The sequence below is a fragment of the Streptomyces sp. NBC_00306 genome (assembly GCF_036169555.1).
GTDB classification, from domain to species: Bacteria; Actinomycetota; Actinomycetes; order Streptomycetales; family Streptomycetaceae; genus Streptomyces; species Streptomyces achmelvichensis.
Map to the genome: position 1 here is coordinate 4,241,279 of NZ_CP108032.1, position 26,449 is coordinate 4,267,727.

At 70.5% G+C, this 26,449-nt stretch carries 20 protein-coding genes; 9 read left to right on the forward strand and 11 right to left on the reverse strand.

The window, feature by feature from the left end; all coding sequences use genetic code 11:
* Positions 1-51 precede the first annotated feature (51 nt).
* Both OHA05_RS18910 and OHA05_RS18915 read right to left on the reverse strand, forming a co-directional pair.
* Positions 52-1,989, reverse strand: a complete 1,938-nt coding sequence (locus OHA05_RS18910; RefSeq protein WP_328863421.1) for an NAD-binding protein — start codon at positions 1,987-1,989, stop codon at positions 52-54.
* A 165-nt stretch (positions 1,990-2,154) separates the two neighbouring features.
* The gene (locus OHA05_RS18915; RefSeq protein WP_313945166.1) at positions 2,155-2,520 is read right to left on the reverse strand and encodes a PH domain-containing protein; all 366 of its coding nucleotides are present in this window, start codon (positions 2,518-2,520) and stop codon (positions 2,155-2,157) included.
* Between the two features lie 173 nt (positions 2,521-2,693).
* On the opposite strand from OHA05_RS18915, the gene OHA05_RS18920 reads away from it, so the two are divergent.
* The gene (locus OHA05_RS18920) at positions 2,694-3,359 is read left to right on the forward strand and encodes a GOLPH3/VPS74 family protein (RefSeq protein ID WP_313945165.1); all 666 of its coding nucleotides are present in this window, start codon (positions 2,694-2,696) and stop codon (positions 3,357-3,359) included.
* Between the two features lie 113 nt (positions 3,360-3,472).
* On the opposite strand, the gene OHA05_RS18925 is transcribed toward OHA05_RS18920, so the two are convergent.
* Entirely contained in the window at positions 3,473-5,158 is a 1,686-nt protein-coding gene (locus tag OHA05_RS18925) for a TROVE domain-containing protein (RefSeq protein ID WP_328861228.1), read from the reverse strand.
* Between the two features lie 717 nt (positions 5,159-5,875).
* On the opposite strand from OHA05_RS18925, the gene OHA05_RS18930 reads away from it, so the two are divergent.
* Positions 5,876-6,352, forward strand: coding sequence for a lamin tail domain-containing protein (locus OHA05_RS18930; protein ID WP_313945163.1), 477 nt, complete (start codon positions 5,876-5,878; stop codon positions 6,350-6,352).
* 130 nt (positions 6,353-6,482) lie between these two features.
* On the opposite strand, the gene OHA05_RS18935 is transcribed toward OHA05_RS18930, so the two are convergent.
* Positions 6,483-7,046 (reverse strand): dihydrofolate reductase family protein, encoded by a 564-nt coding sequence (locus tag OHA05_RS18935; protein WP_313945162.1) that lies wholly within the window; start codon positions 7,044-7,046, stop codon positions 6,483-6,485.
* 251 nt (positions 7,047-7,297) lie between these two features.
* On the opposite strand from OHA05_RS18935, the gene OHA05_RS18940 reads away from it, so the two are divergent.
* The 3 genes from OHA05_RS18940 (at position 7,298) to OHA05_RS18950 (ending at position 11,962) form a co-directional block, all read left to right on the forward strand.
* Positions 7,298-7,858, forward strand: coding sequence for a DinB family protein (locus OHA05_RS18940; RefSeq protein WP_328861229.1), 561 nt, complete (start codon positions 7,298-7,300; stop codon positions 7,856-7,858).
* A gap of 181 nt (positions 7,859-8,039) precedes the next feature.
* Positions 8,040-8,600, forward strand: coding sequence for an RICIN domain-containing protein (locus OHA05_RS18945; RefSeq protein WP_328861230.1), 561 nt, complete (start codon positions 8,040-8,042; stop codon positions 8,598-8,600).
* Between the two features lie 320 nt (positions 8,601-8,920).
* Positions 8,921-11,962 carry an FG-GAP-like repeat-containing protein gene (locus OHA05_RS18950; RefSeq protein WP_328861231.1) on the forward strand — a complete coding sequence of 1,014 codons (3,042 nt, stop codon included), beginning with the start codon at positions 8,921-8,923 and terminating at the stop codon, positions 11,960-11,962.
* Between the two features lie 140 nt (positions 11,963-12,102).
* Here OHA05_RS18950 and OHA05_RS18955 read toward each other — a convergent pair whose 3' ends face one another.
* The 7 genes from OHA05_RS18955 to OHA05_RS18985 all read right to left on the reverse strand — a co-directional run bounded on the left by OHA05_RS18955 (position 12,103) and on the right by OHA05_RS18985 (position 20,665).
* Positions 12,103-12,666 carry a hypothetical protein gene (locus OHA05_RS18955; protein ID WP_328861232.1) on the reverse strand — a complete coding sequence of 188 codons (564 nt, stop codon included), beginning with the start codon at positions 12,664-12,666 and terminating at the stop codon, positions 12,103-12,105.
* Positions 12,667-12,676: 10 nt separating this feature from the next.
* Entirely contained in the window at positions 12,677-17,461 is a 4,785-nt protein-coding gene (locus OHA05_RS18960) for a putative T7SS-secreted protein (RefSeq protein WP_328861233.1), read from the reverse strand.
* A 3-nt stretch (positions 17,462-17,464) separates the two neighbouring features.
* Complete coding sequence (locus OHA05_RS18965) at positions 17,465-18,115, reverse strand: hypothetical protein (protein ID WP_328861234.1); 651 nt, start codon at positions 18,113-18,115, stop codon at positions 17,465-17,467.
* On the reverse strand, positions 18,115-18,528 hold the full coding sequence (locus OHA05_RS18970; RefSeq protein WP_328861235.1) for a hypothetical protein: 414 nt from the start codon (positions 18,526-18,528) through the stop codon (positions 18,115-18,117). The genes OHA05_RS18965 and OHA05_RS18970 overlap by 1 nt, the downstream gene beginning before the upstream one ends.
* A gap of 187 nt (positions 18,529-18,715) precedes the next feature.
* The gene (locus OHA05_RS18975) at positions 18,716-19,219 is read right to left on the reverse strand and encodes a hypothetical protein (protein ID WP_328861236.1); all 504 of its coding nucleotides are present in this window, start codon (positions 19,217-19,219) and stop codon (positions 18,716-18,718) included.
* Between the two features lie 334 nt (positions 19,220-19,553).
* Positions 19,554-19,976, reverse strand: a complete 423-nt coding sequence (locus OHA05_RS18980) for an arsenate reductase ArsC (protein WP_328861237.1) — start codon at positions 19,974-19,976, stop codon at positions 19,554-19,556.
* Between the two features lie 314 nt (positions 19,977-20,290).
* Positions 20,291-20,665 carry an ArsR/SmtB family transcription factor gene (locus OHA05_RS18985; RefSeq protein ID WP_328861238.1) on the reverse strand — a complete coding sequence of 125 codons (375 nt, stop codon included), beginning with the start codon at positions 20,663-20,665 and terminating at the stop codon, positions 20,291-20,293.
* A gap of 105 nt (positions 20,666-20,770) precedes the next feature.
* Here OHA05_RS18985 and arsM point away from each other — a divergent pair, with 105 nt between their 5' ends.
* From arsM to OHA05_RS19005, 4 genes are all read left to right on the forward strand, one after another.
* A complete protein-coding gene (arsM, locus tag OHA05_RS18990) occupies positions 20,771-21,664 on the forward strand; it encodes an arsenite methyltransferase (protein WP_328861239.1) in 894 nt (297 codons plus the stop codon).
* 201 nt (positions 21,665-21,865) lie between these two features.
* Positions 21,866-22,150, forward strand: a complete 285-nt coding sequence (locus tag OHA05_RS18995; RefSeq protein ID WP_313945152.1) for a hypothetical protein — start codon at positions 21,866-21,868, stop codon at positions 22,148-22,150.
* Between the two features lie 382 nt (positions 22,151-22,532).
* Positions 22,533-24,287: a serine/threonine-protein kinase gene (locus OHA05_RS19000; RefSeq protein ID WP_328861240.1), complete on the forward strand. Its 1,755-nt coding sequence runs from the start codon at positions 22,533-22,535 to the stop codon at positions 24,285-24,287.
* A gap of 157 nt (positions 24,288-24,444) precedes the next feature.
* Positions 24,445-26,265 carry a hypothetical protein gene (locus tag OHA05_RS19005; RefSeq protein WP_328861241.1) on the forward strand — a complete coding sequence of 607 codons (1,821 nt, stop codon included), beginning with the start codon at positions 24,445-24,447 and terminating at the stop codon, positions 26,263-26,265.
* The last annotated feature ends 184 nt before the right edge of the window (positions 26,266-26,449 follow it).

Genomic DNA, 26,449 nt, shown 5'->3' on the forward strand with positions numbered 1-26,449 from the left:
GGTCCCAGTCGAACCGCACAGCCGGCCCGGACGCTAACGCACCGTCGCAGGTCACCCGTCCGTCCGGGTCGTTCCGCGTGCGGCACGCGACTCGGGCTGCCGGCCCAGGAGTTCGGCCATTCCTCTCCGGGTGGCCGCCACCACCACACAGTCCTCGGGCCGCAGGACGTACCCGGGGTGGAGGTCCCACAGCAGCCGGCCGGCGTGCTCGCGGCGGATGTCGCGGCGGGCGGTGGCGAGGTCGGGGCGGTCGTCCGGCTCCGCCGTGTCGAGGGCGATCACCCGCCACGCTCCCGGCCGGAACGCCTCCGCGACCGTCCGCCCCTCGAACTGCGGGTGACCGGCCACCTCCAGCGCGGCGAAGAGCAGCACCTTGCGTTCGACCGGGATCGCGCCGAGGATCTGCCGGCCCATCATCGCGCCGGCGAACGCGGGAGCGGCGAGTGTGGAGACGCTGCGGCTCCGGGTCAGCGCGTCCGGATGGGCCACGCGCAGGGTGCGGTAGACGGCGGTGGCGAAGTCGTCGTCGTACAGCCGCAAGGCGACCCGCAGATCCGCCTTGACCGTCCGCGCGTACAGCGTCGCCTCCAGATTGGTGGTGTCGACGCTGGTCAGGGACAGCAGCGCGTACGCACGGTGGATCTTCGCCGCCTCCAGGACGCCCTCGTGCGTGACATCGCCCAGCACCACGGGAACGCGCAGCCGCCGCGCGAGAGGGATGCCGCGGGCTTCCGGGTCCTCCTCCACGCACACCACCGGGATACCCAGCTCCCGCAGTTGGACCAGGACGCGGGTGCCGACCTTGCCCAGCCCGAGCAGCACGACATGCCCCGACAGGCCGCGCGGAGGACGGCGCAGCGCCGCGGCCCCGCGGAACGCGCCGAGCGCCTCCAGCCCGCCGGCCACCAGCACCGGCAGCAGCGCCAGCCCGGCCAGTCCGGACAGCAGCTGGAGCACCTGACGGGCGGTGGGTTCCCCGACGGCCGGGTCACCGATGGCGAACAGGTCGAGCAGGGTCAGATACGCGGCCCGCAGCGGGTGTTCGCCGGTCGTCAGCCAGGAGGCGACGGCGAGCGCGAGCACGGCCGCCCCCATCCCGGCGAGCGCCCAGCGCAGCCGCCGCGAGAAGATCTCGCCGAGCGGCGCACCGCGTCCGGCCAGCTGCCGGGGCGGCACAGCGGGCCCGCTGTGCGACACGGCCTCCAGCACCACCGTGCCCCGCCGGGACGAGGCGGCGACGGTCGCGTCGTCGGGCAGCAGCAGCGGTCTGTCCGCGCCGATGTCCGAACCCGCCGTGCCGGAGGGGCCGTCGACGGTGGACGACAGCAGCGCGAGGGTGCACAGACCGGAATCGGGAGCCTCACCCTGCCGGTGCGGCGGCCGTTCCACGGCCCGCAGCAGCAGACCGTCGGCCTGGACGACCTTGCTCGTACCGGCCACGGCGGTGGCCGCCAGCGCCGGCGCCGCCGTGTCCGCGTCGGACAGCACGGTCGTCGAAGCGTCCAGCTCGGACGCGTCCAGCCCGGGCATCGCGACCACGGCGGCCTGGTCGAGCAGCGCCTCCAGATACTGGCCCAGCTTGCGGTTGTAGAGCCGGATCACGAGCCGCAGCCGCGGGTTGAGCCGGCGCGCGGCCAGCGCGGCCCTGATGTTGGTCTCGTCGTCGTCGTAGACGAGGGCGACGGCGGCGGCCTGTTCCGCTCCGGCGAGCCGCAGCGCCTCCTCGGTCGGCTCGGGGGCCTCCATCTCACGTACCGGCAGCAGGATTTCGCCGCTGGATCCGGTCGCGTCCGCCGTCCCCGGCCGGTTCATCACGGCGCTCACCCGCCCGAAGAGCGCGGAGGCACGGATCCGGTTCGGCGCCGCGGCCGACGGACTGCTCGCCGACGACCGGGCCGGCGGTACGACGAGGGTGACCCGCTCGCCGTACACGCTGTGCAGTTCACCGGCGAGCCGGGTGGCCAGCGCGTCGTCACCGCAGACGATCATCTGCCCGGCGGGCACGGGCTGTTGGGCCGCGGGTGCAAGGGAGGAGGACACGCCCCAACCCTCTCGCGCCGACCCCCCTCGGCGCACGGCGGCCTCCCGCCCGTGCGTCCCCGTCCAGCGCGGAGCCGGCCCGGTTGCGTGGTGCCGGGGACGCGCGGTGGCGGGCTAGCGCGCCACGAACTGCGTCAGGATGGCCTGCACCTCGTAGATGTCGACGCCCTTGGTGAAGGTCTTCTGGATCGGGGCCGGCGTCCCCGACACCCAGATCTTGAGCTCGGCGTCGAGATCGAAGGTCCCGGCGGTCTCCACCGCGAAGTGCGTGATGCTCCGGTACGGCACGGAGTGGTACTCCACCTTCTTGCCGGTGATGCCCTGCTTGTCGATGAGCAGGAGCCGGCGGTCGGTGAAGAGGATCGTGTCGCGGATCAGCAGATACGCGGCGTGCACCTGCTCGCCCTGGCCGAGCAGCCGCGCGTAGTCCTGCTGCGCCGCCGCCGGGTCGATGGTGTGCGCGTTCCCGAACAGTGCCATGGATGGCCCCCCAACTCGTCGATGCGAATCTCCCAGCCTATAGGGGCGGCCGAGATGACCGGAGGGCGTGGCGATCACACGCCTTTTCGCCGCTGCGGGGACCGGCACGGGAACTGGCGGCCCACCCCCGGGCGTCGAACAGGGCAGGGGGAACGACTGGAGGGAACAGACGCATGACGGTCACGCTGGGCGAGGAGATCATGCTGCTGTCGCTGGACGACGAGTCCGGAGCGGCGAAGGAGCGGCAGGCCGCGGGCTGGGCCGTCGCGGGCGGCATCGTGCTCGAACTCGTCCTCGCGGGCCGCATAGCGGTGGACCGCGAGCGGCTGACCGTCAAGGACACGACGCCCACCGGCACCCGGCTGCTCGACGAGCGCCTCGCACTGATCGACGCCTGGGCGTCGAAGAAGAGCAAGCCTCCCAAGATCACCGACTGGCTGACCAGGGACCACGACAAGGCCGTCACCGCCACGATCGACAGCCTGCGCGACCGGGGCCTGGTGAGCGAGGAACAGCGCAAGGTCCTCGGCCTCTTCCCGGTCCGCCGCTACCCCGAGGCCGACGGTTCGGCCGAGCGCGAGCTGCGCAGCCGCCTCGCCGCCCTCGTTCTGCACAACGCCACTCCGGACGACCGCTCGGCGGGCCTGATCGCGCTGATCCACGCGGCGAAACTGCACCGGCTCGCCTTCCCGGACCTGCCGCGCAAGGAGGTCTCACCGCGGATGGAGGAGATCGCGAACGGCCAGTGGGCGGGCGAGAGCGTGCGCACCGCCATCCGGAACATGGAGGCGGCGATGGTGGCGGTCCTGGTGACGACGACGGTGGTGGTGACGAGCTGACGGTCGGCGGTCCCGTCGGCATCGCAGCGCGATCCCGGCCGTCCGTCGGCATCGCAGCGCGATCGGTGACGTCGTGAACCGGGTGCGCGGTGCCGTCGCGCACCCGGTGCACATCAGAGGCGGGAGTCGGCGGGCTGCTCCCAGGGCCACTTCGCGTCCCGCGCTGCCTCCAGGAGCGGGATCAGCCGGAAGGCGGCGTCGCTGAGGCCGCCGAAGGTGTGGCGGTGCGGCCCGGATGGGGAGTGCCCGGTGGCGTACCCCTCCAGGTTCCAGGTGTAGACCGGAACATCGCGGGGCACCGCGGCGAGCGGGTCCTTGCAGTGGGTCGACTGCACCTGCTCGTCGGTGACGACGACCACCCGGGAGTGCCCGCGGTAGTGCCGCTTGACCGCCGCGGCGGTGTTGGTGCCGCCGAGGTCGTGGAACCGGTCCACTGCCCGCAGGACGGAGTCACCCGGTCCGACCTCGACCGTCCGGCTGCCGGTGCCGAACTCCACCAGGTCGGCGTGTTCGGCCCGGGTGGCCAGGGCGGTCCCGAAAATGGCGGCGGCATCCGCCCGGGTGAGGTCGTTCCCCTCGCTGGTGTGCCAGAACATCGAGCCCGAGCGGTCCACCAGGACGAGGGTCCGGCCGGGCAGCGCGGGCACACGGGCGAGCGAGTGGTTGAGGGCGGTCTCCAGGGACTGCGCCCAGCGCGGCGAGGGCGCGTTGCGGTGAGCGGCCAGATAGCGGAACGGGAACTGCCGTGAGCGGGCCACCTCGTCCGGGTCCGAGATCCGGCGCGCCACCTGCGCGGCGACCTCGTCACCGACGCCCGCGAGATCGAAGTTGCGCAGATTGCGGACGAGGGCCATCGACCCCATCGACGGGATCACGGCCTCCCACACCGCCGCGTCGAGCGGACCGTGGAGCCAGCCGGCCAGCGCCTCCCACGTCATCCCCGCCGCCGCCAGCCGATCGGCCCCGTCCGGACCGGTGACCAGGGCGTACCGCTCGGCCACCGGCACAGCCATCAGCGCGTGGTGCGCGCCGAGGAGCGCATCGCCCACGGGCGGCACGGCGCGGTGGGGCCGGTGCCGCCGGTCCAGTGCGTACCGGAACAGCTCCCCCTGCCATGGCGCGGCCGGCGCGGGGTGCGTCAACTCCAGTACGTCGCCGAACCGGTAGGACCGGGCATCGCTGTCGTACTTCAGCAGTGCCCGCCCGGTGTAGAGCCGGCGTACGGCGTCGGCGACCCCGCGCTTGACGGGCTGGGGCAGCCGCCGGCCGTACCGGGACGTCCAGTACGCCAGCAACTCACCTGGCTCGTCCGGGCGTTGGAGTACGGCATTGATCGCCTGCCGGCTGAACCCCGCCTCTCCGGCCTCCAGCCGCGCACGGGTGAATTCGGCCGCACCCACCAGCGAGGCCGTCCGCATCCGGGCGTCGGTCCGCAGCCAGCTGAGCAGTCCGAGGGTCCACGCCGGTTCGCTGAGGGCGAGTTCGCGGATCAGCCGCAGATAGCGGTCGTCGCGAGACTCGGCGCTCTCGTAGAAGGTGTGCCGCCCGACCATGTTGGCGACGGCGAGCAGAAAGAGTGCGTCCTTCGGCTCCCGGACGTACCCGGCGCCGCCCTGGTGGTTGGTGAGCCACGGCAGCCATCGCGTGACCACCGGCGCGGACGCACCGCGCGGCGGTGTGGCCCACCGGCCGTGGGTGGAGAGCGGGGAGGTCACTCCGCGCGCGGTCAGGCCCGGCACTTCGGCCTGGATCTCCGCTCTGGCGTCGGCCTTGGTCCGCTGGCGGCTGAACCGGGTCATGCAGAAGTCCCCCTGGGGAGCGACGGGTCGAAGAGGTGGCGGGCGGCTGTCGGTCACAGCGGTGCGCGGTCGCGGGACGGCATGCGTGGGGCCGGTGAGCGGCGGGACCGGGGAGCGCGGGATCGAGGGGCACGGGTCGAGGACGTGGGTCGAGGACTCGGCGGTGTGCGCCTTCCGAGATCGGATATGCGCACCGGTGGATGAGTTTTCAGGAAGTAACCGGGACGCAGCGCATCGGAAGGCGCGGGACGTGACGCTACCCGGCGCCGCTCGCCACGGCATCCGAATAAATGACCCGCACCCGTGGACGCGCGGCGAGCCCGTTCGGCCGGCAATTTCTCGCACCTGCATACGACATGAGGCAGACCGTTCGAGGATCGGCCGCTTCGCTTCGTTACCTGGAGCGAAGCTCTGCCCTCGGTGGCGAGCGGGGTGGCGCGGGGGGTGGTGCGCCGGAGCCCGCAAAGGCTTGCTGTCAGTGACCGCCCGGGTTGGTGCAGCAGGCACGTTTTGTCTGGAACGTCACTTCGCCAGTTAGTTGAACGACGCAATCAAGAGTTACGGAAATGTCCGCATTCAGTAACACGAAGCGGAGCACCTGCGGACCGGCGCCTCGGGGCCGCAGAGTTTGGGTCCTCGGCCCGGGGACGGCCGAGAACCCGTACAGCACAACGGGCCGAACGGACCGTTGTGCCCCTGATCCGAGGGGGCTTTCTCTTGTCTGCTTCTCGTACCGCTCGCACTCTCGTCGCCACCACCATGGCCACCGGCGCGGTGGTGACCGCCCTGGCCATGCCGGCCGTGGCGGCCGACCGCGGACACGACCACGGGCACGACCGCGGACCCTCCAAGTCGGCGATCGAGCTGGGCCGCATCCAGTACGACAGCCCCGGCCGCGAGGACAACTCCAACCGGTCCCGCAACGCGGAGTGGGTGGACATCAAGAACACCTCCCGCAAGCCGGTCAAGCTGAACGGCTGGACCCTGACCGACAAGGCGGGCCACCGCTACACGTTCCGCCACTTCACCCTCGCCGGCCGCTCCACGGTCCGCGTCCACACGGGCATCGGCCACGACACCCGGACCGACGTGTTCCAGGACCGCCGCAACTACGTCTGGGACAACAAGGACAAGGCCATCCTCAAGGACCGCCGCGGCCATGTCGTGGACAGCAAGTCCTGGAACCGTCGCTGAGACACCGCGCACAGCCGCGTAGGCGCTGCGCACCTCCGGCCTGAACCGGGCCGCACCGTATGACACCAGGGCCGGACCCCTCCTGACAGGGGCCCGGCCCTGGTCCGTGTCCGGCGCGGCCACCCGTCGCTCAGGCCCGCGGAATCTCCCGGCCGGTCGGCCGGTACTCGACCAGCAACACCCGGTCGTCCAGGGCCCGGTGCCCCACGAGCTCCAGGTCGGCGGACGTCACCCCCGCGAAGAACGGCTCACGGCCCGTTTCCCCCACGAGCAGGGGAAAGGTCATCAGCCTCAACCGGTCGACGAGTCCCGCGCCGCACAACTGCCGTGCCACGGAAAGACTCCCGATCGTGCGCAGCGGCACGCCGCTCTCCCGCTTGAGCCGGCCGACCTCGGTGACGAGGTCCTCGTGACAGACGCGGGTGTTCGGCCACGAGGCCGACTCCAGCGTCGCCGAGAACACGACCTTGTCCAGCCCGGCCATCCGCTCCCACGACGCATCCCGCGCCTCCCGCGGCAGCCCGGCAAGCGCCTCGTAGGTCCGCCGCCCCAGGACGACCAGTTGCGGCAGGTCCAACTCACCTTTGATCCACGCATCGAGCTCGGGCCCGAAGTACCCGAAATACCCGGGCGAGGTGGCGCCACCGGCCCATCCGTCGACCGAGAGAAACACATCGACAGTCAGTGTCTGCATCGCTGCCCCTTCGTGGGTGTGGCCCGGGTGCCTACGGCTCCGGGGTGCCCCGGGAGCCCTTCCGCAGGAGACGTCGGAGCGGGGCGGGGCTTCTCGACACGATCCGACCCGGCCGACCCCGGCCGACCCCGGCCGTCACCACACCTGCCGCGGAAATTGGGGGGCGCCCGGGCGGTCGTCCCTGACACATTGGGCGGCAAACTCGGGGCACCCGCACCGCTCGGGCGGTCCCACGGACGAACAGGGAGCGCATGAGCGACCAGCCCGCACGATGGACCCAGGCAACCGTCTACCCCGACATGTGGGCGGACCCGAACGACGACCCGCGCAACAGCGAGGGTGCCAGTCCGGACGGTGAGCTCGCGACGCTGGACGACTTCCTGACCAACTACCGCATGACCCTGCGGATGAAGTGCGAGGGCCTGACCCCGGAGCAACTGGCCCGCCGGTCGGTCCCGCCGTCGACGATGTCGCTGCTGGGCCTGCTCCGCCACCTCGCCGAGGTCGAACGCGACTGGCGCAACTGGATCACCGACGGCGAACCGCTGCCGAAGCTGTACGGCAAACGAGACGCGGACTTCACCGGAGCCGTCGCGGATCAGTCCGTGGTCGACGCCGCGTACGCGGACCTGGAATGCGAACAGGCGGCCACGGACGCGACCCTGGCCGAGCACCCGGACCTGGGTGCGCGCGTGGGCAGGGAGGACATCGCGGTACGCGAACTGCTGGTGCACCGCATCGAGGAGTACGCCCGCCACTGCGGCCACGCGGACCTGCTGCGGGAGTGCGTCGACGGGAGGGTGGGGCAGTGACGGGGGCGCGTCTGCCGGATGCAGGGCAGGATCGCGGTGAGGCATCCTCGCGTCGATTCTCATGAGCCGATTGAGTTCGCCGGTCAGTTCTGTTGATGGAGATGCTGGTGGGTCGCAGTTGGCCTCAGCATCTTCGCCATCACCACACGTTGCAGCGCTCAGCTCTTCTAGCATGGCGCGCATGCCTCCACGAGATCGTCAGATCAGCGCCGAAATTGCGTTGCCCTTCCTGAAGATCGGCACCAATGACGTGGGTGCGTTCTTCAAGCGCCGCGAACGCCGTTCCACGGGGCCCTTCCTCCTGTTGTCCGTCACCAGCGGACTGGCGCTCGATACTGCCCTGGAGAGGTCGGACGGCAGTCACCCTCATCTATGGGGAACACACGGCCAACCGCACCAGCTCTGGAACCTCGAGCCGTCGGGCCACGAAGAAGAGGTGCGCATTGTCTCCGCAGGCAACAACCTGATTCTCGACGGTCAGACTCCGCAGGCTGTCGAGGGCCATCAGCACCCACGTATGCGTGGGCGCAGCGATCTCGATGCGCCGTGGCAGCGCTGGCGCATCGTTCCGACTCCGGACCGTCGAGCGCATCGCATCATCAACGCCGGTACGGGTCTGGCGCTGGACTCCCCTTGGGAGGCCGCGGTGAGAACCCGCCCGGTCCTGTGGGAACCCAATGAGGGCGAGAACCAGAACTGGCTGCTGGCCATGCCGTTCGTCGCATCCGACAGCAACTCCTGAGTGCAGTTCGCGAAGTGACGGATGCCTACGCGGTGGCGCACAGCGCGGGCCGCGACGCGATCAACGTGCCCCTGGTGGTACGGCGGGGGAGAAGCTCCTGGTGGGAGCGGGCCGCGTCCCTGTTTGAGCTGACGAGAAACTGCTTCCGTTGAAGGTGAAACCACTGTTACGCTCCGCCCACTTGTGCTGGGGAGCACGGCAAGGGGATCAGGGGGCCGCGTCATTTTCGCGGCAGTGAGCTGCCGTGTCCTTCCCGCTTTTCGGGCTCCTGGGGAGGGACCTCCTTGTCGCGTTTCGTTCCACGTCGGCGTGCTGTCCGGATGTCCGCCCTCGTGGCGCTTGCCGTGACGGTGACGTCATGGGCGCCGATGGCCGTCGCCCCCGCGGGAGCAACCGAGACGCAGCCGACCGAAGTGATCATTCCTGCGGCGGAGCGGGCGATGCCTCGCCGGGACATCCTCATCGGCGCCGGCAGTTCGGGCTACCTGCACTCTCAGGAAGGGCAGCCCGGCGCCCAGTGGACGCGGTACGACGGGACGACGACCACGTTCGAGGGCGTGGTTCCGACGAGCACGCACCGTCGCGGGGTGGGCTCGGACTTCATCAGCTTCCCGGCCGACGCCCGCGCCCGAGAGGTCCGCGTCCGGAACATGGTGACAGGGCAGGACGTTTCGATCACCTGGCCGTCGGGTCAGGACTATCTCGGCACTTTCGGGGACTCCGTTCTCACCTACTCGCTCGTGAACCGGCTGGTGGAATTCCATCTGCTGCACGATCTGAACGGCACGACCGTCAGCCGGACCGTCTCCGGTCTGCCGGCCGGAGCCGCATGGCGCGAAGGGGTGCTGGCGGGCGACGCCCGGTCCCTCGTCCTTCCCTTCGCCGTGGGGAACGAGACCAGGGCGCTTGTCGTCGACATCGCTTCGGGTGCGGCGGTGGGCCAGGCGTTCGGCGCACTCGGTCCGGGCGGGGCGTCCATCCAGTTCCTGAATGTGCGCCTGACACCCACACGTGTCGTGCTGTCGTCCTACCACGACGTGAAGGTGGTCCCGCGAGGTGAGCCCGGCGCGACTCCCAAGGTCCTGCTCTCGGAGGCCAACTCACCGCTCACCGTCATCGGTGACTGGGTCGTCGGCACTGGGGACGCCGACCATCCTCCGGGCTCCACTCCTGCGGCACTACGGGCAACGGCACCGGGCCGGAACCAGAAGATCCTCGATCTGGCCCAGGACCAGGGCGTGGTGGCTCCCGATGGCTCATTGCTCGTGGCGGGTGGTACCAGCGCCCATGACTGGGCTGTTCAGCGCGTGTCCGCTACTGCCGACGGCAGCCTGGCGGTGAGCCGGATCCGAGACATCGAGCCTGCGGCCGCTCACACCGGAGTGCTCACCCTGGCGCACCATCAATTGCTCACCGGTGACACCAGCAGCAGTACGTGGACCGACTATCAGCGCCTCTTCCGCCGGGATCTCGCCCTGGACGGCACGCTTGCCCCCGCAGAACGCATGGACTTCGGGACAGGAGTGACCTCGGACTGTCTTCTCGGCGGTGAAAACTGCCTCGTACAGACCACCGGGGACGGCGGCATCGCCCGCATCGTCTGGCAGAGCACGGGCTTCGAAGGTGTACGCGTGGAGCGGGAGGGCGACGCGGGCACGTACACGCTGGTGCCGGGCGGGGTCCGGGGCCGTCTCGTCAGCACGTCCGGACGCTACGTCGTCTACAACAGCGAGGAGCCGGCTGTTCAGTCGGTACTGGACACCGAGACGCAGAAGGTGCTGCGGACCCGCCCCCTTGTCGCCGCCTCGTTGTGGGGAGCGGAACTCTGGACGGCGGATTCCGCGAAGCCGGGCCGGATCACCTCGGTCGATCTGCGCAGTGGCGCGCAGACCGGGGCCGTGGAGACCGGTGCGAGCTGTGTTCCGGACGAGATCCAGACCGTAGGCCGCCGGATCTACTGGAGCTGCGCCGCATCCGGTCCGGCCGGCGTGTACGACCGTACGACGACACAGTCCGTGGCCGTACCGGCCGGTGAGGCCATGCTCGGGGACGGATATCTCGTGCGCCGCGCCGACGGGGTCGGGCTGGCGATCACGGATCTCAGGGATGAGGGTGACACGACCCTGGTGCCGGCCGATCTCGCGGTGACCCAGGGTCCGTCGGGACGTGGTCTGACCTGGACCGTCGACCGCTTCGGTGGAGGAATCGCCTATCTGGACCGCGACCAGCGGGTTCATGTGAGGACGGTGCCCGGCGCTGTGTCTCCCCTGTCGGTGATCGACTCCAGCACACCCGCAACCGCCGAATTGCGGTCGACGAGCACCCACTGGAAGGGGACATGGCGGCTGTCGAAGCCTGCCGGGTCATGGAGTCTGACCTTCACGAACAGCTCCACGGGAGCAGTGGTTCGGACGTTGTCGGGCGCGTCGGCGCGAGGCAAGATCTCTGCGGCGTGGAGCGGGGACGCCGACTCGGGCGCGTATGTTCCCGACGGGTCGTACCGCTGGACCCTGACGGTCAACCCGGCTGACGGCCAAGGCGCACCGATCGCGGCATCGGGTTCCGTCAAACTCACCGGTGCGGAAGTCCGCCGCGACCACGCGGGACCCTCCGGCCCGGACAAGGTCGGCGATCTGCTGTCGCTCAGCTCTGCCGGTGCGCTGGCCTTCCGGCACGGCAACGGCACGGGCGCTCTGGCGGGCGCGACGACCGGCAAAGGCTGGTCCACGTCGGCTGTCGCGGTGCCGTTCGGGGACCTCAACGGTGACCGGTGCAACGACGTGCTGGTGCGCCTGGGCGGTGAGTTGCGTGCCTATCGACCGGGCTGCGGCACCGCGCTGACGCCGTCGACTCCGTACACCTCGCTGGGCACGGTGTGGGCGCAGTTCAACGTGCTGACCTCGCCGGGCGACATGACCGGAGACGGCCGGCCGGATCTGGTGGCGCGACAGTCCATCACGGGGGACATGTATCTGTACGCGGACGACGGCGCGGGGAAACTGAAGGCGCGCGGACGGATCGGTACGAACTGGAAGCTGTACCGTGCGGTCTTCGGCGCGGGAGATCTGAACGGTGACGGGATCGGCGATCTGCTCGCGGTGGACGGTGCGAACTCGCTGTGGCGGTACGACGGTACGACGGCGGGAACGGTGGAGCCGCGGGCGGCCGTCTTCGCGAAGAACTGGGGCACGGGCCGGAACGTCTTCGTCGGTGTGGGCGATCTGAACCGGGACGGCAAGGCCGATCTGGTGTCCCGCAACGCGGCCGGGGATCTGCTGCGCAACAGCGGAAACGGCGCGGGTTCCTTCAGCTCGACGGTGAAGATCGGGACGGGCTGGCAGGGGTACAAGGGCCTGTTCTGAGCTGCTGAGAGGACCTCGTTGACCGGGACGCGGGCCGCCGGCGGGGCCAGGCGACGTGGATGTCGTTCAGCAGAGCCTTTTCTGAGGCAGCTGCCGTGTACGGCGTGGCATCGAAGCACGCGTATGCCGGGCCGAGCCCGTCAGTGCGTAGCTCCCCGCTCTGCGGCCCACACGGCGGATTTTTGGATCACAGGCCCGTCGATCCGGACCGCGCCCGATGCGTACGCGGCCCACAGCAGGTCCTGGCAGCCGAAGAAGGATTCCCCCCAGCTGTCCACCCAGATGTGGACGCGGGAGGGTCCGGCCTGTGTGGCGTCCCACCACTCCCAGCCTCGCGAGTCCTCGTCGGGGTCGAAGCGGTACAGCCAGTTCTGCAGCTCCCACGGCCGGCCGCCTCCCGTGTGCTCCACATATGCGTCGTGGCCGGCCCTGGCGAACTGCGGAGCCCGCTCCTCGTTTCCGGAACTCACGGCCGCGAACCAGTCCGGAACATCGTCGGCCGGGAGGCTCTCCTGCTCGAAGTCCGCGGTGGCCCCCAGTCGCACAGCAGGCGACAGGACCGAACGCAGACGCTGCTCGTACTCCGCGGCGTCACCGGAGACCTGGGCGACGAAGAGGGACAGAACGGGCGGCGCGGATTCGGCACTCGGGCGATCCTGGAGTCGCTGGAATTCTGAGGCCAGGCTGTCGCGGCTGTGCATCATTTGAGGAGAATCACCCTTCTCGGACCACGCGTCCAGATCCGGGGATAATAGCATCCCGCAGCCCGTCGAGCAGTTTGTCAGGAATTCCGTAGAGGTGGGGGCCCTTTGTGGGGTCGGATATCTCGGGATATTCCTTCAGGAGCGCTTTCCATTCCTGTCGGGTGAACGCGGAACCGTCGGGATGGTCGTCCTTGTTCTGCGGAAGCGCGTCGTCGTGAATGGAATCGCGATAGGACTTCGGAACGTCGTACGAAACAATCTGCCCGCTGTCGGAACGGAATTCGACGGTGTGCTTCATGTCCCCGCTCATATTGAGGTAGAGCTTCCCGTGCCCGGTGATCGTCACCTCGCCGTTCTCGCCGATGTGCACGCGCTGGCTCAGCGGATGGTCCGTCTGTTTGCGGTAGACCGTCACCGTTTCGTCCGGGCACCCGACCGGCGCGAGCCCGAGGGGGTCGGCCGCAGTGTGGGGGTTGTTGACGTAGGCCACGGGGTTCGGGGCGGGCGCGAGGCCGAGCGGATCCGGCGTCAGATACCGGGCGGTCTCCGGGTCGTAGTGGCGGAAGTAGTTGTAATGCAGACCGGTTTCCGGATCGAAGTACTGACCGGGGAAGCGCAGCGGGGTGTACGCGGTGGAGGTGCGCGCCCAGGTGGTGGTGCCCCACAGCGTGGTGCGGGTGTGCCAGGCGATGTCACCGGACTCGTCGACGAGTTCGGTGGGTGTGCCGACGAGGTCGGTGACGATGGCGAAGAACCGCCGGTCGACCTCTTCCTGGGTGGGATCGGCTGGAGCGATGCGTTCGGTCTGGGCCAGGGGGCGCATGCCGGAGTGGTCCCACGTGAGGACGACCCGGTGCGCGAGGTCCGCGGAGGTGGTGGTCTGTTCGCAGAGGGTGCTGCCGTCCCAGGTGAAGGTCACCTGCTCGGCCACGGTGACACCGTCTCGAGCGAGCCGCTGTTTGGCGGTCCGGCGGCCGAGCGGGTCGTAGAGGTAGCGCCACCGGGTTCCGTCAGGAGTGGTGACGGCCGTCAGGCGGTCCTCGGCGTCCCAGGTGTAGCGCCAGGTGTCGGGCTTGCGTGACAGCCGCGTCTTCTGGCGCAGGACGATGCGGCCGGCGTCGTCGTGCTCGTAACGGACGTCTCCGGCGCGGGTGATGCGGGTCCCCGCGTACGTGCGCGGACCGATCGCCTCCTGACCGGGCATGGACGACGGCCACGAGGCGGCGGTCTGGTTGCCCGCCTCGTCGTAGGCGTACGTCTCGCTCCAGCCGTCCGCGTGGACCGCGGTGACGCGACCGGCCGGGTCGAGGTCGAAACGACGGGGCCCGGAGAGCTCGTCGTCGATACCGGTCAGCAGCCCGTCGGCCCGATAGTTGTAGGTACGGCGATTGAGGCTGCGCCCGCCGGACGAGGTCTCCTGCCCGGCGACCCGTCCCGCCGCGTCCCACTCGGTCGTGAACGTGAGCATCTCGCCGAACTGCCGGGTCAGTTCGCGACCGGTTGCGTCACGGTCGAAGTCCACCTCGTGTCCACCGCTGGTCTGCCGGACGAGGTTCCCGGCCGCGTCGTACGAGTAGGCGGTGACCTGCCCGGTGGGGGTCACCCGGCGCGTGCGGCGGCCCAGGGCGTCGTAGGCGTGCGTGGTGACCCGGCCGTCGGCCAGCTCGGTCTTGACCCGCCCACTGCGGTCGTACTGATAGCTGAGTTCCCCGTCCGGACCGGAGGCATGGAGCAGTTGGCCTCCCGGGGCGTACTCGTAACTGGTGGTCCGGCCGCTCGCAACCTTGCGGGTCACCCGGCCGCCGATGTCGCGCTCGTAGTGGATGGTCTCGCCCGTCGGCGTGGTGCGGCTGGCCACCTGACCGAGGGGGTCGAGTCCGTAACGGAGTGTGCGGCCGTCGAAGTCCGTCTCGGCGATCACCCGGCCCGCGTTGTCGTACGCGTAACTCCACGTCAGACCCTGCGGGTTGGTCACCCGGGTCAGGCGCAGCTCCGCGTCGTGGTCGAACGTGTAGCGGCACCCGTCCGGGCCGGTGCGCGCTGTCAGGAGGTCGAAGTGGGTGTACTCGTAGTGGGTGGTGTGGCCCAGTGAGTCGGTGTGGCTGAGGCAGTTGCCCTCGCCGTCCCAGGTCCACGATTCGGCGGCGCCGCCGGGCGCGGTGCGGCGGGAGAGCAGGCCGTCGGCGTTCCACTCGAAGCCGGTGACCGCTCCCAAGGCGTCCGTGACGCTCAGGAGTCGGCCGAAGGCGTCGCGCCGGTAGCGGGTCGTGCCGCCGAGCGGATCGGTCACTTCCAGCGGCAGGCCGGCCCTGTCGCAGCGTACGGTCGTCACTTCGCCGACGGCGTCGACGACGGTCTCGGGGCGGCCGTACGCGTCGTAGGTGTACCGCGTGGTCCGTCCTGCGGGGTCGGTGAGAGAGGTCCGGTTGCCGCGGTCGTCGAACGCCTGCTGCCACCGGGCACCGCCGGGAGCGTTGATCCCGGTCGCCTGGCCCGAGGCGTCGCGCTCGGCGTGGATCGTGCTTCCGTCGGGGCGGGTGAGGGTGGACAGCCGGCCTTCCTCGTCGTAGGCGAAGGCGGTCGTCCGCCCGAGCGCGTCCGTGCGGCTCAGCCGGTTGCCTCGGGTGTCGTAGGTGAAGCGGGTGGTGTGGCCGAGCGGGTCGGTGGTCGCGAGGACGCGGTTGCCCTCGCCGATGAGGTTGCAGGTGGTGTGACCCTCGGAGGTGGTCAAGGTGGTGGTGCTGTGGCCCGTCGCCGGGTCGGGTTCGCCATAGCTGAGGGTGACGCGGAAATGTCCGGCCTCGCCGCCCTCGGACGTCACCCGGTGCCGGTCGTCGTACGTGTAGGCGTAGCCGCGGCCGTTGGAGTCGACCCAGCCCGTCACCCTGTGGTGGTCGTCGTACGCGAAGGTGAGGGTGGCTCCGGAGGGCCTGGTGACCTCGGTGAGGTTGCCGTCCGTGTAGCCGTAGGCCATGACGGGCCGAGCCGGCCGTCCGTCCGGCCCGGCGTCCGTTCCGGTCAGCGCCAGTGCGGTGACGCGGCCCTCGGCCGTGGCCAGGGACAGGTGGTAACCGGCCGAGTGGACCAACGCCAGGGGCGTGCCGTCGTCCGCGCGCTCCAGGGCGACGGTGTTGCCGTTGCTGTCGGCGACCTCTACGAGCCAGCCGTCACCGTCGCCGCCGGGTTCCGTCCCGGGAGGTCGGGCGAAGTGCTTGGTCAGCCGGGTCTCGGGGTCGGTGAGCGTGTAGTCACCGGTCTCGTCGCGGCTCAGGACGCTGCGTGAGGTGCCGGTCTCCGGGCGGGTGGAGAGGCCGGGGACGGGGTGGGGGTAGGTGATCAGGAGGCCGTCGTCGGTGACGTGGATGACGCCGTTGGCGTCGATCTCCAGGCGTTCGTCGACGGTGGACGACCACGAGGGGCCGAAGAACCGGCCGGCGGTGTAGCCCGACTCCACGCGGCGGGTGAAGGCGAGGGGCAATACCCCGGGGAGCATCACATCGGTCTGGGGGAGGAACATGCGGCCCGAGGCCAGGTCGACCGGGTCGGTGCCCTCGGCGGTGCGCTCACCGTCGGGGCGGTTGTGGGTGCCGTCCGGGGCGTCGTCGACCAGCCCTCGGGCCCGGCGGGACGCGTTGGCCGCGTCGGCCAGCTCGTCGGCCAGGCGCACGCCCTTGACCCCGGCGCCCGCACCTCCGGTGGCGGCGGTCAGGGCCAGGTCGGGGATGAGCCGGCCGAACCCTTCGGCAGGGTCCTTCATGAAGTCGGTGACCATCTGCTTGCCCGCGCCCCAGGGGTCGTTGGCGACCTGGACGAGTCCCGCGGCGGTGTTGTTCAGGGCGAGCGCGTATTCAGCGGGGTGCGTGATGTTGTACGGGTCGGTGGGGTTGACGCTGCGGACGAAGTTGAGCAGCCCGGCGGTTCCCTTGATGATGCCGCCGCCGAAGTGGGTCTGCATGATCTGGATTTCGTCCAGGCCGTCCTTGGCCTGCTCGGCGTACGACGGCTTGGGCGGCGCCTGGTCCCGCGCCGCCCGGACCGCGGTACGGGCCGTCTCGGCGGCCGTGTTCCGCTGCTTGCGGGCCTCGGCCAGGATCTGCTGGGCCTCCTCCATCCGTCCCTTGCCCGGGTCGGTGAACTCGCCCGGCTTCGGCGGCAGCGATGCGGGGTTGCGCTGGTCGGCGGGCTGCGCGTTGTACTGGTCGGCCGCCTTGTTGTAGGTGTCGACCTTCGACTTGTGCGCGTTCAGGGCATCCTCGGACGCCTTGGTGCCCGCCTTCCACTTGTCGATGGCGGTCTGCGCCTGGCCCTGTGCCCACTCCACGGTCCCGGCGAACGCCTCCAGCGCTCCCGCGGCCTTCTCGCACGCGTCGGCCGCCTTGTGCCACTTCGGCGGCTCGATCTTCACCGTCGCGCGGAAGGCGTCCGCCGCCTCGCCCTTGAGCGAGGACGAGTCCAGTCCTCCGAGACCACCGGCGACATTGCTGAACGCGCTCTTGAAGTCCTTGAGATGAGAGGCGGTGGAGCGGATCTTGGAGGCGCTGCCGTAGATGAGCTTCGTCTTGTCCTCGGTCTGGCCGAGGTCCATCTCATCGACCTCGGCGCCCATCCGGTTCGCCAGGGAACGGGACTGCTCACGCACCCAGTCGGCGCCCGAGTCCCAGCCCACGTCCTCGAGCCGGTCCGCGGTCCAGTTCCCGGCGTCCTCCACCCGGTCGCCGGCCCACTCCACGCCGTCCTCGACCGCGTCCTCCACGACATCCGGTGTGATGTCGCTGACGAAATCGCCGATGCCCATGGATCAGTTCCCCCCGCCGTCGGGCTGCTGTTGCTGCTGAGCCGCCCGTTCCTCGGGCGAGGGGCCGAAGGTGTCGTCGACCGCCCGGTCGAAGTCCCCCTGGTCGACGCCGATCAGATCGTTGAGCATGCTCGCCTGACGCCCGCCGTTGCCCTCGGTCAGCAGAGCCCGCCCGGTGTCCTTCCAGGTCTGCGCGGCCTCGTCCCGGGTCTTCTGAAACGATTCCGCGCTGTAGTCCGGGTTCAGATAGTCCGGTGTGAACACATCGCCCCAGTTCTGCTTGACGATGTCGTCCTCGGACGCGTGCGGATTGCCGACGGCGGAGTTCACCGCGATCTTGAAGGCTCCCTGGACGTACTGGTCCTCCTCCCACACCAGCCCGGCCGCCAGCCCCAGTTTCGACGCGATGGTGTTGGCATCCTGGACCAGCGCCCGCACGCCCCACTCCCAGCGTTCGCAGTAGTCCTCGAAGTCCACGGAGAGCCCGTGGTGGCCCGCCTCCATACCGGTCATCGACATGTCCGAGAAGCCCTTGCCCAGCACCGAACCGCTGCCGGTGCCGACCTCCCGCAGCTCGGACACCGCGGCCCGCAGCCCTTTGGTGATCCGCTGAACGCTCTCCTTGTCGACCTTCAGGTCCTCGGCGCCGCCCATCAGTCGCGTCCGCTCTCGTCGACAGCTGCCGCGTCGGGCACGATGCCCGTCACCGGCGGGAACAGCATGGCCCCGTCGGCATCCGCGATATTGAGGGCCAGCCCCGCCGGTTCAGCCATGGCCGGGACGATCTCGTCCAGCAGCCGCGCGCCGCGCAGTTCGGCGAACTCCCACGACCGGCCGGTCTCCCGCCCGTCCCCGGCATCCCGTGACCGAGCGAACCGGGCCAGCGCCTGCTCGTCCGTGAACCCGCAGATCCAACGCACCCCGCCGAACGCGGCCGTCCACAGCCCGCCGCCGTCGTACGGCACCAGGACCAGTGCCCGCCGCAACTCCCCCACCAGCGCGCGGGGATCTCCCACCCCTGCCCGCCGATCGGCAATCCGATCCGTCAGCGCTGTCCCGTCAGCCATGGAGCCTCCGTTCATGTGCCACTGCCGCGTGGTCCTGGATCCCGGACACCGTAGGACACCACGCTCGGCATGAACCAGCGGTTCCGCCGACCTTGGCGGCGACGTGAAGCAGGGGCGGGTTACTGGGCGCAGCGACGGTGGGCATGTTGTGGCCCGACCGTGGAGCGCGGCACGTGAAGTGAATCCGTCAGCTGGAGCGCTTCCCCTGGGCAGCCACGCTTTCGGCCTTCATCTCCGCACGCGCTCGGTACTCGTCCTGAAGCCCCAGGGCGAGCAGCGACAGAATCGCTGCCAGGCCGAAGGCGGCCGTCAGAAGGTTGAGCAGGCTGTAGGGGCCGCCGGCCGCAACGACGCGACCGTCGTCCAGCAGGCAATCGAAGCCCAGTGGGAAGTAGGACGGTTCGTGGCCGGCGAGTTGATCGAGCGTGCCGGGCGGGAGGGAGCGGCAGGGAACGGCGGGGGAGGACCCTGCGCCGGACTCGGCTTCGCTCGCGTCCCACTGGACCGAGCCGAGCCCGATCGTGTACACGATGACGGCTGCGACAGCCGCCATGCCCGCGCTCCAACGCAGCAGGTCCCTGGCCCAGTCCGGTCGGCGCCCAGGGACGACGACCGATAACAGCTTCACCACGACCGCAATGACCCAGAGCGGTAAGGCGAACATGGCGCCGTACATCAGCAGGACGAACATGAGGTGTCTGCCTTTCGGGCGTTCCCCGACTCTGTGGACGACCTGATCGTCCTGTGCCAGACGCCATGCCGCGCCTGCTGGTTCCCCGGAGCCGCTGAGCGCCCGGACGTCATGTTGCACAGCCGAAACAGCAGCACGCCGACAACAACAAAGGCCCCTACGGTGACTGCGACCTCAGCTGAACGCAGCTAGTGGCCCTGTCAGCGTCGGCCGCTCGCACGCTTTCCCCCTGTGTCGGAGGGGTGGTGCGCTCTACGGGGGAGTTCAGCTGCGTTCATGTGTGGCCGGCACTTCGCTGCTGTACCGCAACGCGCCGTCAGCGCCCAGGCGGTGCTTACGCCGTGGCCGTGATGCCGAGTTCGGCGAGCAGGCCGCGCACCCGCTGTTCGATCTCGTCCCGGATCGGGCGGACCGCATCGACGCCCTGGCCGGCCGGGTCGTCGAGCTGCCAGTCGAGGTACCGCTTGCCGGGGAAGACCGGGCAGGTGTCCCCGCAGCCCATGGTGATCACCACGTCCGACGTTTGGACCGCTTCGGTGGTGAGGATCTTCGGGGTCTCGGCGGTGATGTCGATACCGGCCTCCGCCATGACTGCCACGGCGGCCGGGTTCACGGAGTCGGCGGGCGCCGACCCGGCCGAGCGCACCTCGACCTCAGCGCCGGCGAGGTGGGTGAGGAAGGCGGCGGCCATTTGGGAGCGGCCGGCGTTGTGGACGCAGACGAACAGCACTGAGGGGCGCGGAGCGGCAGGGCTCATGGCAGGTGTCCTTGCGGGCGGAAGGGGCGGTCAGGAGGAGGCGAGTTCGGGTTCGCCGTGCGGTACCACGACGATCGCCGTGCGGGCAGGACGTCCGTACACCACCGCCGCGGCACCCGGCCCGAGCGCGGCGCCGAGCAGCGGGGCCGCGATGAACGGGGCGAAGGAGCCCGGGATCGCCCCCTGGCTCAGGTGCCGGTGACAGCGCGGCCGACGGTGATCAGCTCCGCCGCCTGGATGCCCGAGCCGACAACGACCGCGACCAGCGGGCCGGTCCCCACGGCCTCCCCGGTGACGCCACGCCCGAGCGGCGCTCACGCGGTGATTCTGGCGCTCTGCGGCGTCACCAGGAACGAGGCGAGCTGATCCAGAACGCCGGGCAGCACCCAGTAGTACACCCACGTACCGCGGCGCTCGCAGTCGATGAGACCGGCCTGCCGCAGCAGCTTGAGGTGGTGGGAGATCGTCGGCTGGGACAGCTCGAAGGCCGGCGTCAGCTCACAGACACACACCTCGCCGCTCTCCCCGCGCGAGGCGATCATCGACAGCAGCCGCAGCCTCACCGGGTCGCCCAGCGCCTTGAACACCTTCGCCAGCTCACCGGCGCGCTCCTCGCCCAGCGGCGCGGCAGCCAGACCCTCGCAGCAAGCGGCGTCCTGGCCGAGCACCTCCAGCTCTTGATTCGACATGTCTCTATGTTGACGTCTTTCGATTCAAGGCGCAAGCTTGCATCAACGAACGTCGATACAAGCAGTTCCAGGGCGCCACCACGCCCCGTCATCGAGGAGTGCGTCATGAGCGAACAGTCCAGCGACCTGCGCGAGACCGTCCGACAGCGCTACGCCGCGGCGGCCGCCCAGGTCACCGAAGGCGGCACCGCATGCTGCGGGCCCGCACCGGCCGAGGTCGACGAGAACTTCGGCTCCACCCTTTACACCGCCGACGAGCGCGACGCCCTGCCCGCCGAGGCCGTCGCCGCCTCCCTCGGCTGCGGCAACCCCCTCGCCGTCGCCGAACTCCGTACCGGTGAACGCGTCCTCGACCTCGGCTCCGGCGGCGGCATCGACGTCCTGCTCTCCGCCCGCCGCGTCGGCCCCACCGGCAAGGCCTACGGCCTGGACATGACCGACGAGATGCTCGAACTCGCCCTGGCCAACGCGGAGAAGGCCGGCGCGACGAACGTGGAGTTCCTCAAGGGCACCATCGAGGCCGTCCCGCTGCCCGCGAACACCGTCGACGTGGTCATCTCCAACTGCGTGATCAACCTGTCCACCGACAAACCGGCAGTGTTCGCCGAGACCTTCCGCGCGCTGAAGCCCGGCGGGCGGATCGGCGTCACCGACGTCGTCGCCGACGACGACCTCACCCCGGACCAGCGGGCCGAGCGCGGCGACCACGTCGGCTGCATCGCCGGCGCGCTCTCCTTCGCCGAATACCGCGCGGGCCTGGAAGCCGCGGGGTTCACCGACGTCGAGATCATCGCCACCCACTCCGTCGCCGACGGCATGCACTCCGCCATCGTCCGCGCCACCAAGCCGCTCACCACCGACGCCATCCCTGAGACCGCGGAGCCGGCTGACGCATGCTGCGGCGTCAACGCCTGCTGCACCCCGGCCGAGCGCTCCGCCGATTCAGCCCTGACCGTCACCGATGCCAAGACCGCGACCGGCTGCGCCTGCCGGCACTGACACCCCGACCCGGGTCCCTTCCGGCCCTTCCGGACAGCGGGCCCCGGCGGCAAGGGCGACGCCGACGCGGTGACGGGCGCCGTTCGTATCACCTGACGCGGCCCTTCAGGTGATGGTCGAGGGCCTCAGGAGCCGAACAGCCGATGCGGGGGTACGACGTCTCAGCGGAGTTCAGACCCTGACCCCACGAGGAGCTCGGTGATGTACGCAGCAGTCCGGCGGTACGAAGGAGTGACGGACCCGGCCGAGGCGGGACGCCGCGTGAATGAGGGGTTCGTGCCGCTCATGCGTCAGGTTTCAGGCTTCGTGGCCTACTACTGGGTCGATGCCGGGGACGGAGTGATGATCTCGACCAGCGTGTTCCAGGACCGGGCCGGTGCCGCGGAATCGGTCGCGAAGGCGGCGGACTTCGTGCGGGACAACCTTGCATCGCTCCTCCCCAACCCTCCCCAGGTCATGGCCGGCGAGGTTCTGGCTTCCTCGTGAAAACGGTCGAAGCAGCCGCATGGGACGGCCTCTGAGCAGCACACGTGAGGCGACCGTGCGAGCAACTGCGGAGCGGGGCAGCTCCCCCTGACCGCAGGTTGGCGCTCAGCGCGCTCCGGACAACGACAAAGGCCCGGGTCCATGACCTGGGCCTTTTCCATGGAGGCGGGTGACGGGACTCGAACCCGCGCTCCGAGCTGGGGAATCACCGGGCGCTTCCGGCGGACGCGCACGGCCAGGGACCCCGTGCCCGCCATGGGCGACAACCCTGATGGGCAGCGCCGAACTTGCGCACGGCCGCCGCCTTCCCCTCACGCCCCTGCCTCTACCCTTGAGGACTTCGGATTGATGGTTCACGAACAACCACGGAACGGAGCGTGCGGTGACCGCGGGGGAAGCGCATGGCGGAGAGCTGACGGGCAGGGTACTCGGCGGGCGTTACCGGGTGACCTCCGTCATCGGGCGCGGCGGCATGGGTGTGGTCGCCCGGGCGGTGGACGAACTCCTGAACCGGGAGGTCGCCGTCAAGGTCCTGCGGGCTTTCACCGACACCTCCGCGGCCGAACTGGCCGACGTGCGGGCCCGGATGCAGCGCGAGGCGCAGGCCGCCGCCCGTATCCGGCACAGCGGCGTGGTCACCGTCCACGACGTGACCGAGGAGCAGGGCCTCCCGGTCATCGTCATGGAACTCGTCGACGGGCCCTCGCTCGACGACGTGCTGACGGAGCGCGGCACACTGGAGCCTCACGAAGCAGCCGCGATCGGCGCCAAGTTGATGGACGCGCTCGACGCCGCGCACCGGGCCGGCGTACTCCACCGGGACGTCAAGCCGGGCAACGTGCTGATCGAGCACGGCGGCAGGGTCGTGCTCACCGATTTCGGCATCGCCAGCATGGAAGCCGCCGGCGACGACGCCATGGCCAAGCTGACCCAGAGCGGTCAACTCGTCGGTTCCCTCGACTATTTGCCGCCGGAGCGTGCGCAGGGCAGGGAGCCCGGTCCCGCGTCGGACATCTGGTCGCTCGGCATGACGCTCTACGCAGCAGTGGAGGGCACGTCGCCGTTCCGCCGCACGTCCGCGTGGTCCACCCTGTCGGCGATCGTCACCGAGCCCCTGCCGGAGCCCCGCCGGGCGGGACCGCTCACGCCGGTGCTCCAGGCGCTGATGGCGAAGGAGCCGGAGAACCGGCCCACCGCGGAACAGGCGCGCGGCATGCTGGAGCGCGCCGCCTCGGGCGGAACGGTGCGCCTCGCATCCGCTGCTCCCACGCCCACGCCGGCACCCGCTCCCGCTCCCGCTCCCACGGTGGGCCCCGAGGCCGCGGCCGCCGCCGCCCCGGTCCCCGGGTTCGGTCCCCCGCTGTTCCCCCAGCCCGAGCCTGCGCACGGAGGCTATGTGCAGCCCGGCGTGCCGCCGACGCTGCCGGAGCACGGCGCGCCGGGCGCGGGCCACGCCGGAGTCCCCGCTCCCGAGACGAGCCGGACGACGGCCCGTCGCGCACGGCGCCGCAGCAACCGCACCGTCGTCGCGGCGGCGGCCGCCGTCGCGCTCCTCGCCGCAGGTGCCGGCATCACCTACGCCCTGACGTCCCAACAGGGCGGCACGACCACGGACGGAGCGCGGGCGACGCCGCCCGCCGTCGGCTCCCCCACGGACAGCCCCCGGTCCGCGGAGGGAAGCACCCCGGCGTCCGCCGGTCTTCCCGGAACGTCCTCGAAGCCGTCGGCCTCGGAGGAGCCTGACGGTGACGAGGACGAGGAGCGGGAACCCACGGAGAAGCCCGGCGCCGAAGGCGACGAGCCGACCGAGAGCCCGTCGGCCTCCCCGGAGACCGAGCCCAGCCCGACGGTGAAGGAGCCCACTCCTGTGTCGACGGCCTGCACCGGCTGGGCCCACGAGAACCGCAGCGCCGGCTCCGGTCAACTGGCCGAGACGTCCCACCTCTACACCGGGCCGTACGCGGAATGCCAGTACGTGACCGTGGTCAAGACCGGTGCGAAGCTCTACTACCACTGCTACATCACCAACGCCTACGGCAATAAGTGGATCTACTCCCGTATCGATGGGACGAACACCGAAGGCTGGGCCCACAGCATCAAACTCACCAAGGAGAGCGGCACTTTGCGCCGCTGCTAGGCGTCCCGACCAGTCCTGCACCGGGACGCTTCACAGGTCCGTCCTTGGCGGCCCGCATCAGCCGGTCCGTCCTTGGCGGCCCGCACCACCGGCTGATGCCGTCGCGCGACGTGGTGGCCCTACCCGTCTCACCCCCGGAGCGGGTGGTGGTCCGATAATGCGACGGGTGATCAACACTTCCCGCCGCACCCTGCTCGCAGCTCTCGGCGCCACTGCCGCCGGCCCGCTCATCGGGCTGAGCACCTCCCCGGCCGCCGCAGCCACCACCTCACCCGCCGGCGCCCCGGCCGAGGCCCCCCGCGCGGGCGCCTCGGCGTCCTCCGGCATGACCGGCCCGCGCTCCTCGATGACCCTGACCGGCGCCCCGCACGACATAGCCGCCCTCACCCGGGCCTCCGTCGGCGCACTGACCGCGACCGTGCTGCCCGGAACCCCTGCCCGGACCGAGATCCGCTGCGCCGGTCAGCCGCTGGCCGTGCTGACCACGGGCGCCCGGACAGTTCTCATGACCGGACCCGAGCGGACGTTCACCGAGAACAAGCGGACGTTCGAGGACCGCTTCGAGCGCACCCTTGCCACCGCGGGCAGCTGGGGCAACTCCCCGGCCGGCGGCAGCTGGTCGGTGTTCGGCGGAGTCAGAACGGGCACACCCGAGGAGCCCGTGTACGCAGAGTTCACCATCCCGGAGCGCGGCGCCGGCCGTGCGGTCCTCAGTGACACGCTCACCGGCCGGTTCGCGACCCTGCGCGACGACGAGATCACCGACGTCGACGTCCGGTGCAACGGCCGGTTCGACAAGGTCCCCGCCGGCAACGCCTGCTCCTTCGCGCTGGTCTTCGCCTACAGCGGCAAGGACGGGACCGACCCCAGCACCCACTACCGGGCCCGGCTGTCCTTCACCACCCAGGGCGGGGTCGACCTGCGCGCCGAGAAGGTCCTCGGCGGGGACGCCACGGTCCTGAAGACCGCCGGCCCGCTCGCCACCGGTGTGCCCGCCAACACCGACTGGACGATCCGTGTCCGCCGCGAAGGCGCCCGCGTTCAGATCAAGGCCTGGCGCACGGCGGCTGTCGAACCGGCCGGGTGGACCATGGAGTTCACCGACGCCGACCCCGCCTACGCCAAGGGCCGGGTCGGCGTGCGCGGCTTCGCCTCAACCGGCTGCACGAATCTCCCGGTCACGATGAGCGTGAGCCACTTCAACGTCATGGAGGCCTCCTGGGAGAAGCCGCCGTCCGTCACCCACAGCCACTGGGTCCGCCTCCTCGACGCGCCGTACGACGGCACCTGGACCCCCGCCGTGGAGGCGGTCGTGCGCGGCTGGGCCGGATCGCTCGCCCCGGACGCCCTCTCGTACGCGGCGATGTTCCTGCCCGGCGCGCCACAGGTGACGAGCGGCCAGAAGCAGCCCGTCGGCGCGCAGGTGCTCGGCCAGGCCGGATACGGGAAGGCGGACGGGCAGGGGCTGCGCCCGGTCGGCGCGGACTTCCACGACTACATGGACCGGTCCTGGTCGTTCCCCGACAAGGTGGCGCAGCCGGAGGAGGGCCAGGTCGGGAGCCTCGACTGCTCCGGGTACGTACGGATGGTCTACGGCTACCACATGGGCGTCCCGTTGTACTCCGGCGTGGACCCCGCGAAGCTGGCCCTGCCCCGCAAGTCAGGTGCCATGGTCGACCATGCACCCGGGGCGCGGGTGGCAACCAAGGCGGATGACCACCGTGCCCTTGCGGCGGACACCCCGATCCAGCCGGGGGACCTGGTCCTGTTCGACGCGAACGACCCGGTCGACGCGAACGAGCCCTACCCCGTGGACCACGTCGGTATCTACCTCGGCCTGGACACCGACGGCCTGCGCCGGTTCGTCTCCAGCCGCAAGAGCAGCAACGGGCCCACGATGGCCGACCTCTCGGGCGCCTCATTGCTTGACGGCACCGGCACGTACGCCCTCGGTCTGCGCACCATGCGCCGCATCTGATCCTGCTGTCCCGGCGGGGCGCGCCGCGTGCTCGCCCCGAACGGGCTGCATCCGGTCGGATCTCGTCGAGTCTCGCGGTCAGGACCGTCGTCACGGCCGAGCCCATGGAGGAACGCCGCAGCCCACTCGTCCTTGCCGACCGCATGACGTGACCACCTGCCCGTACGTGACCGGGCCCGGATTG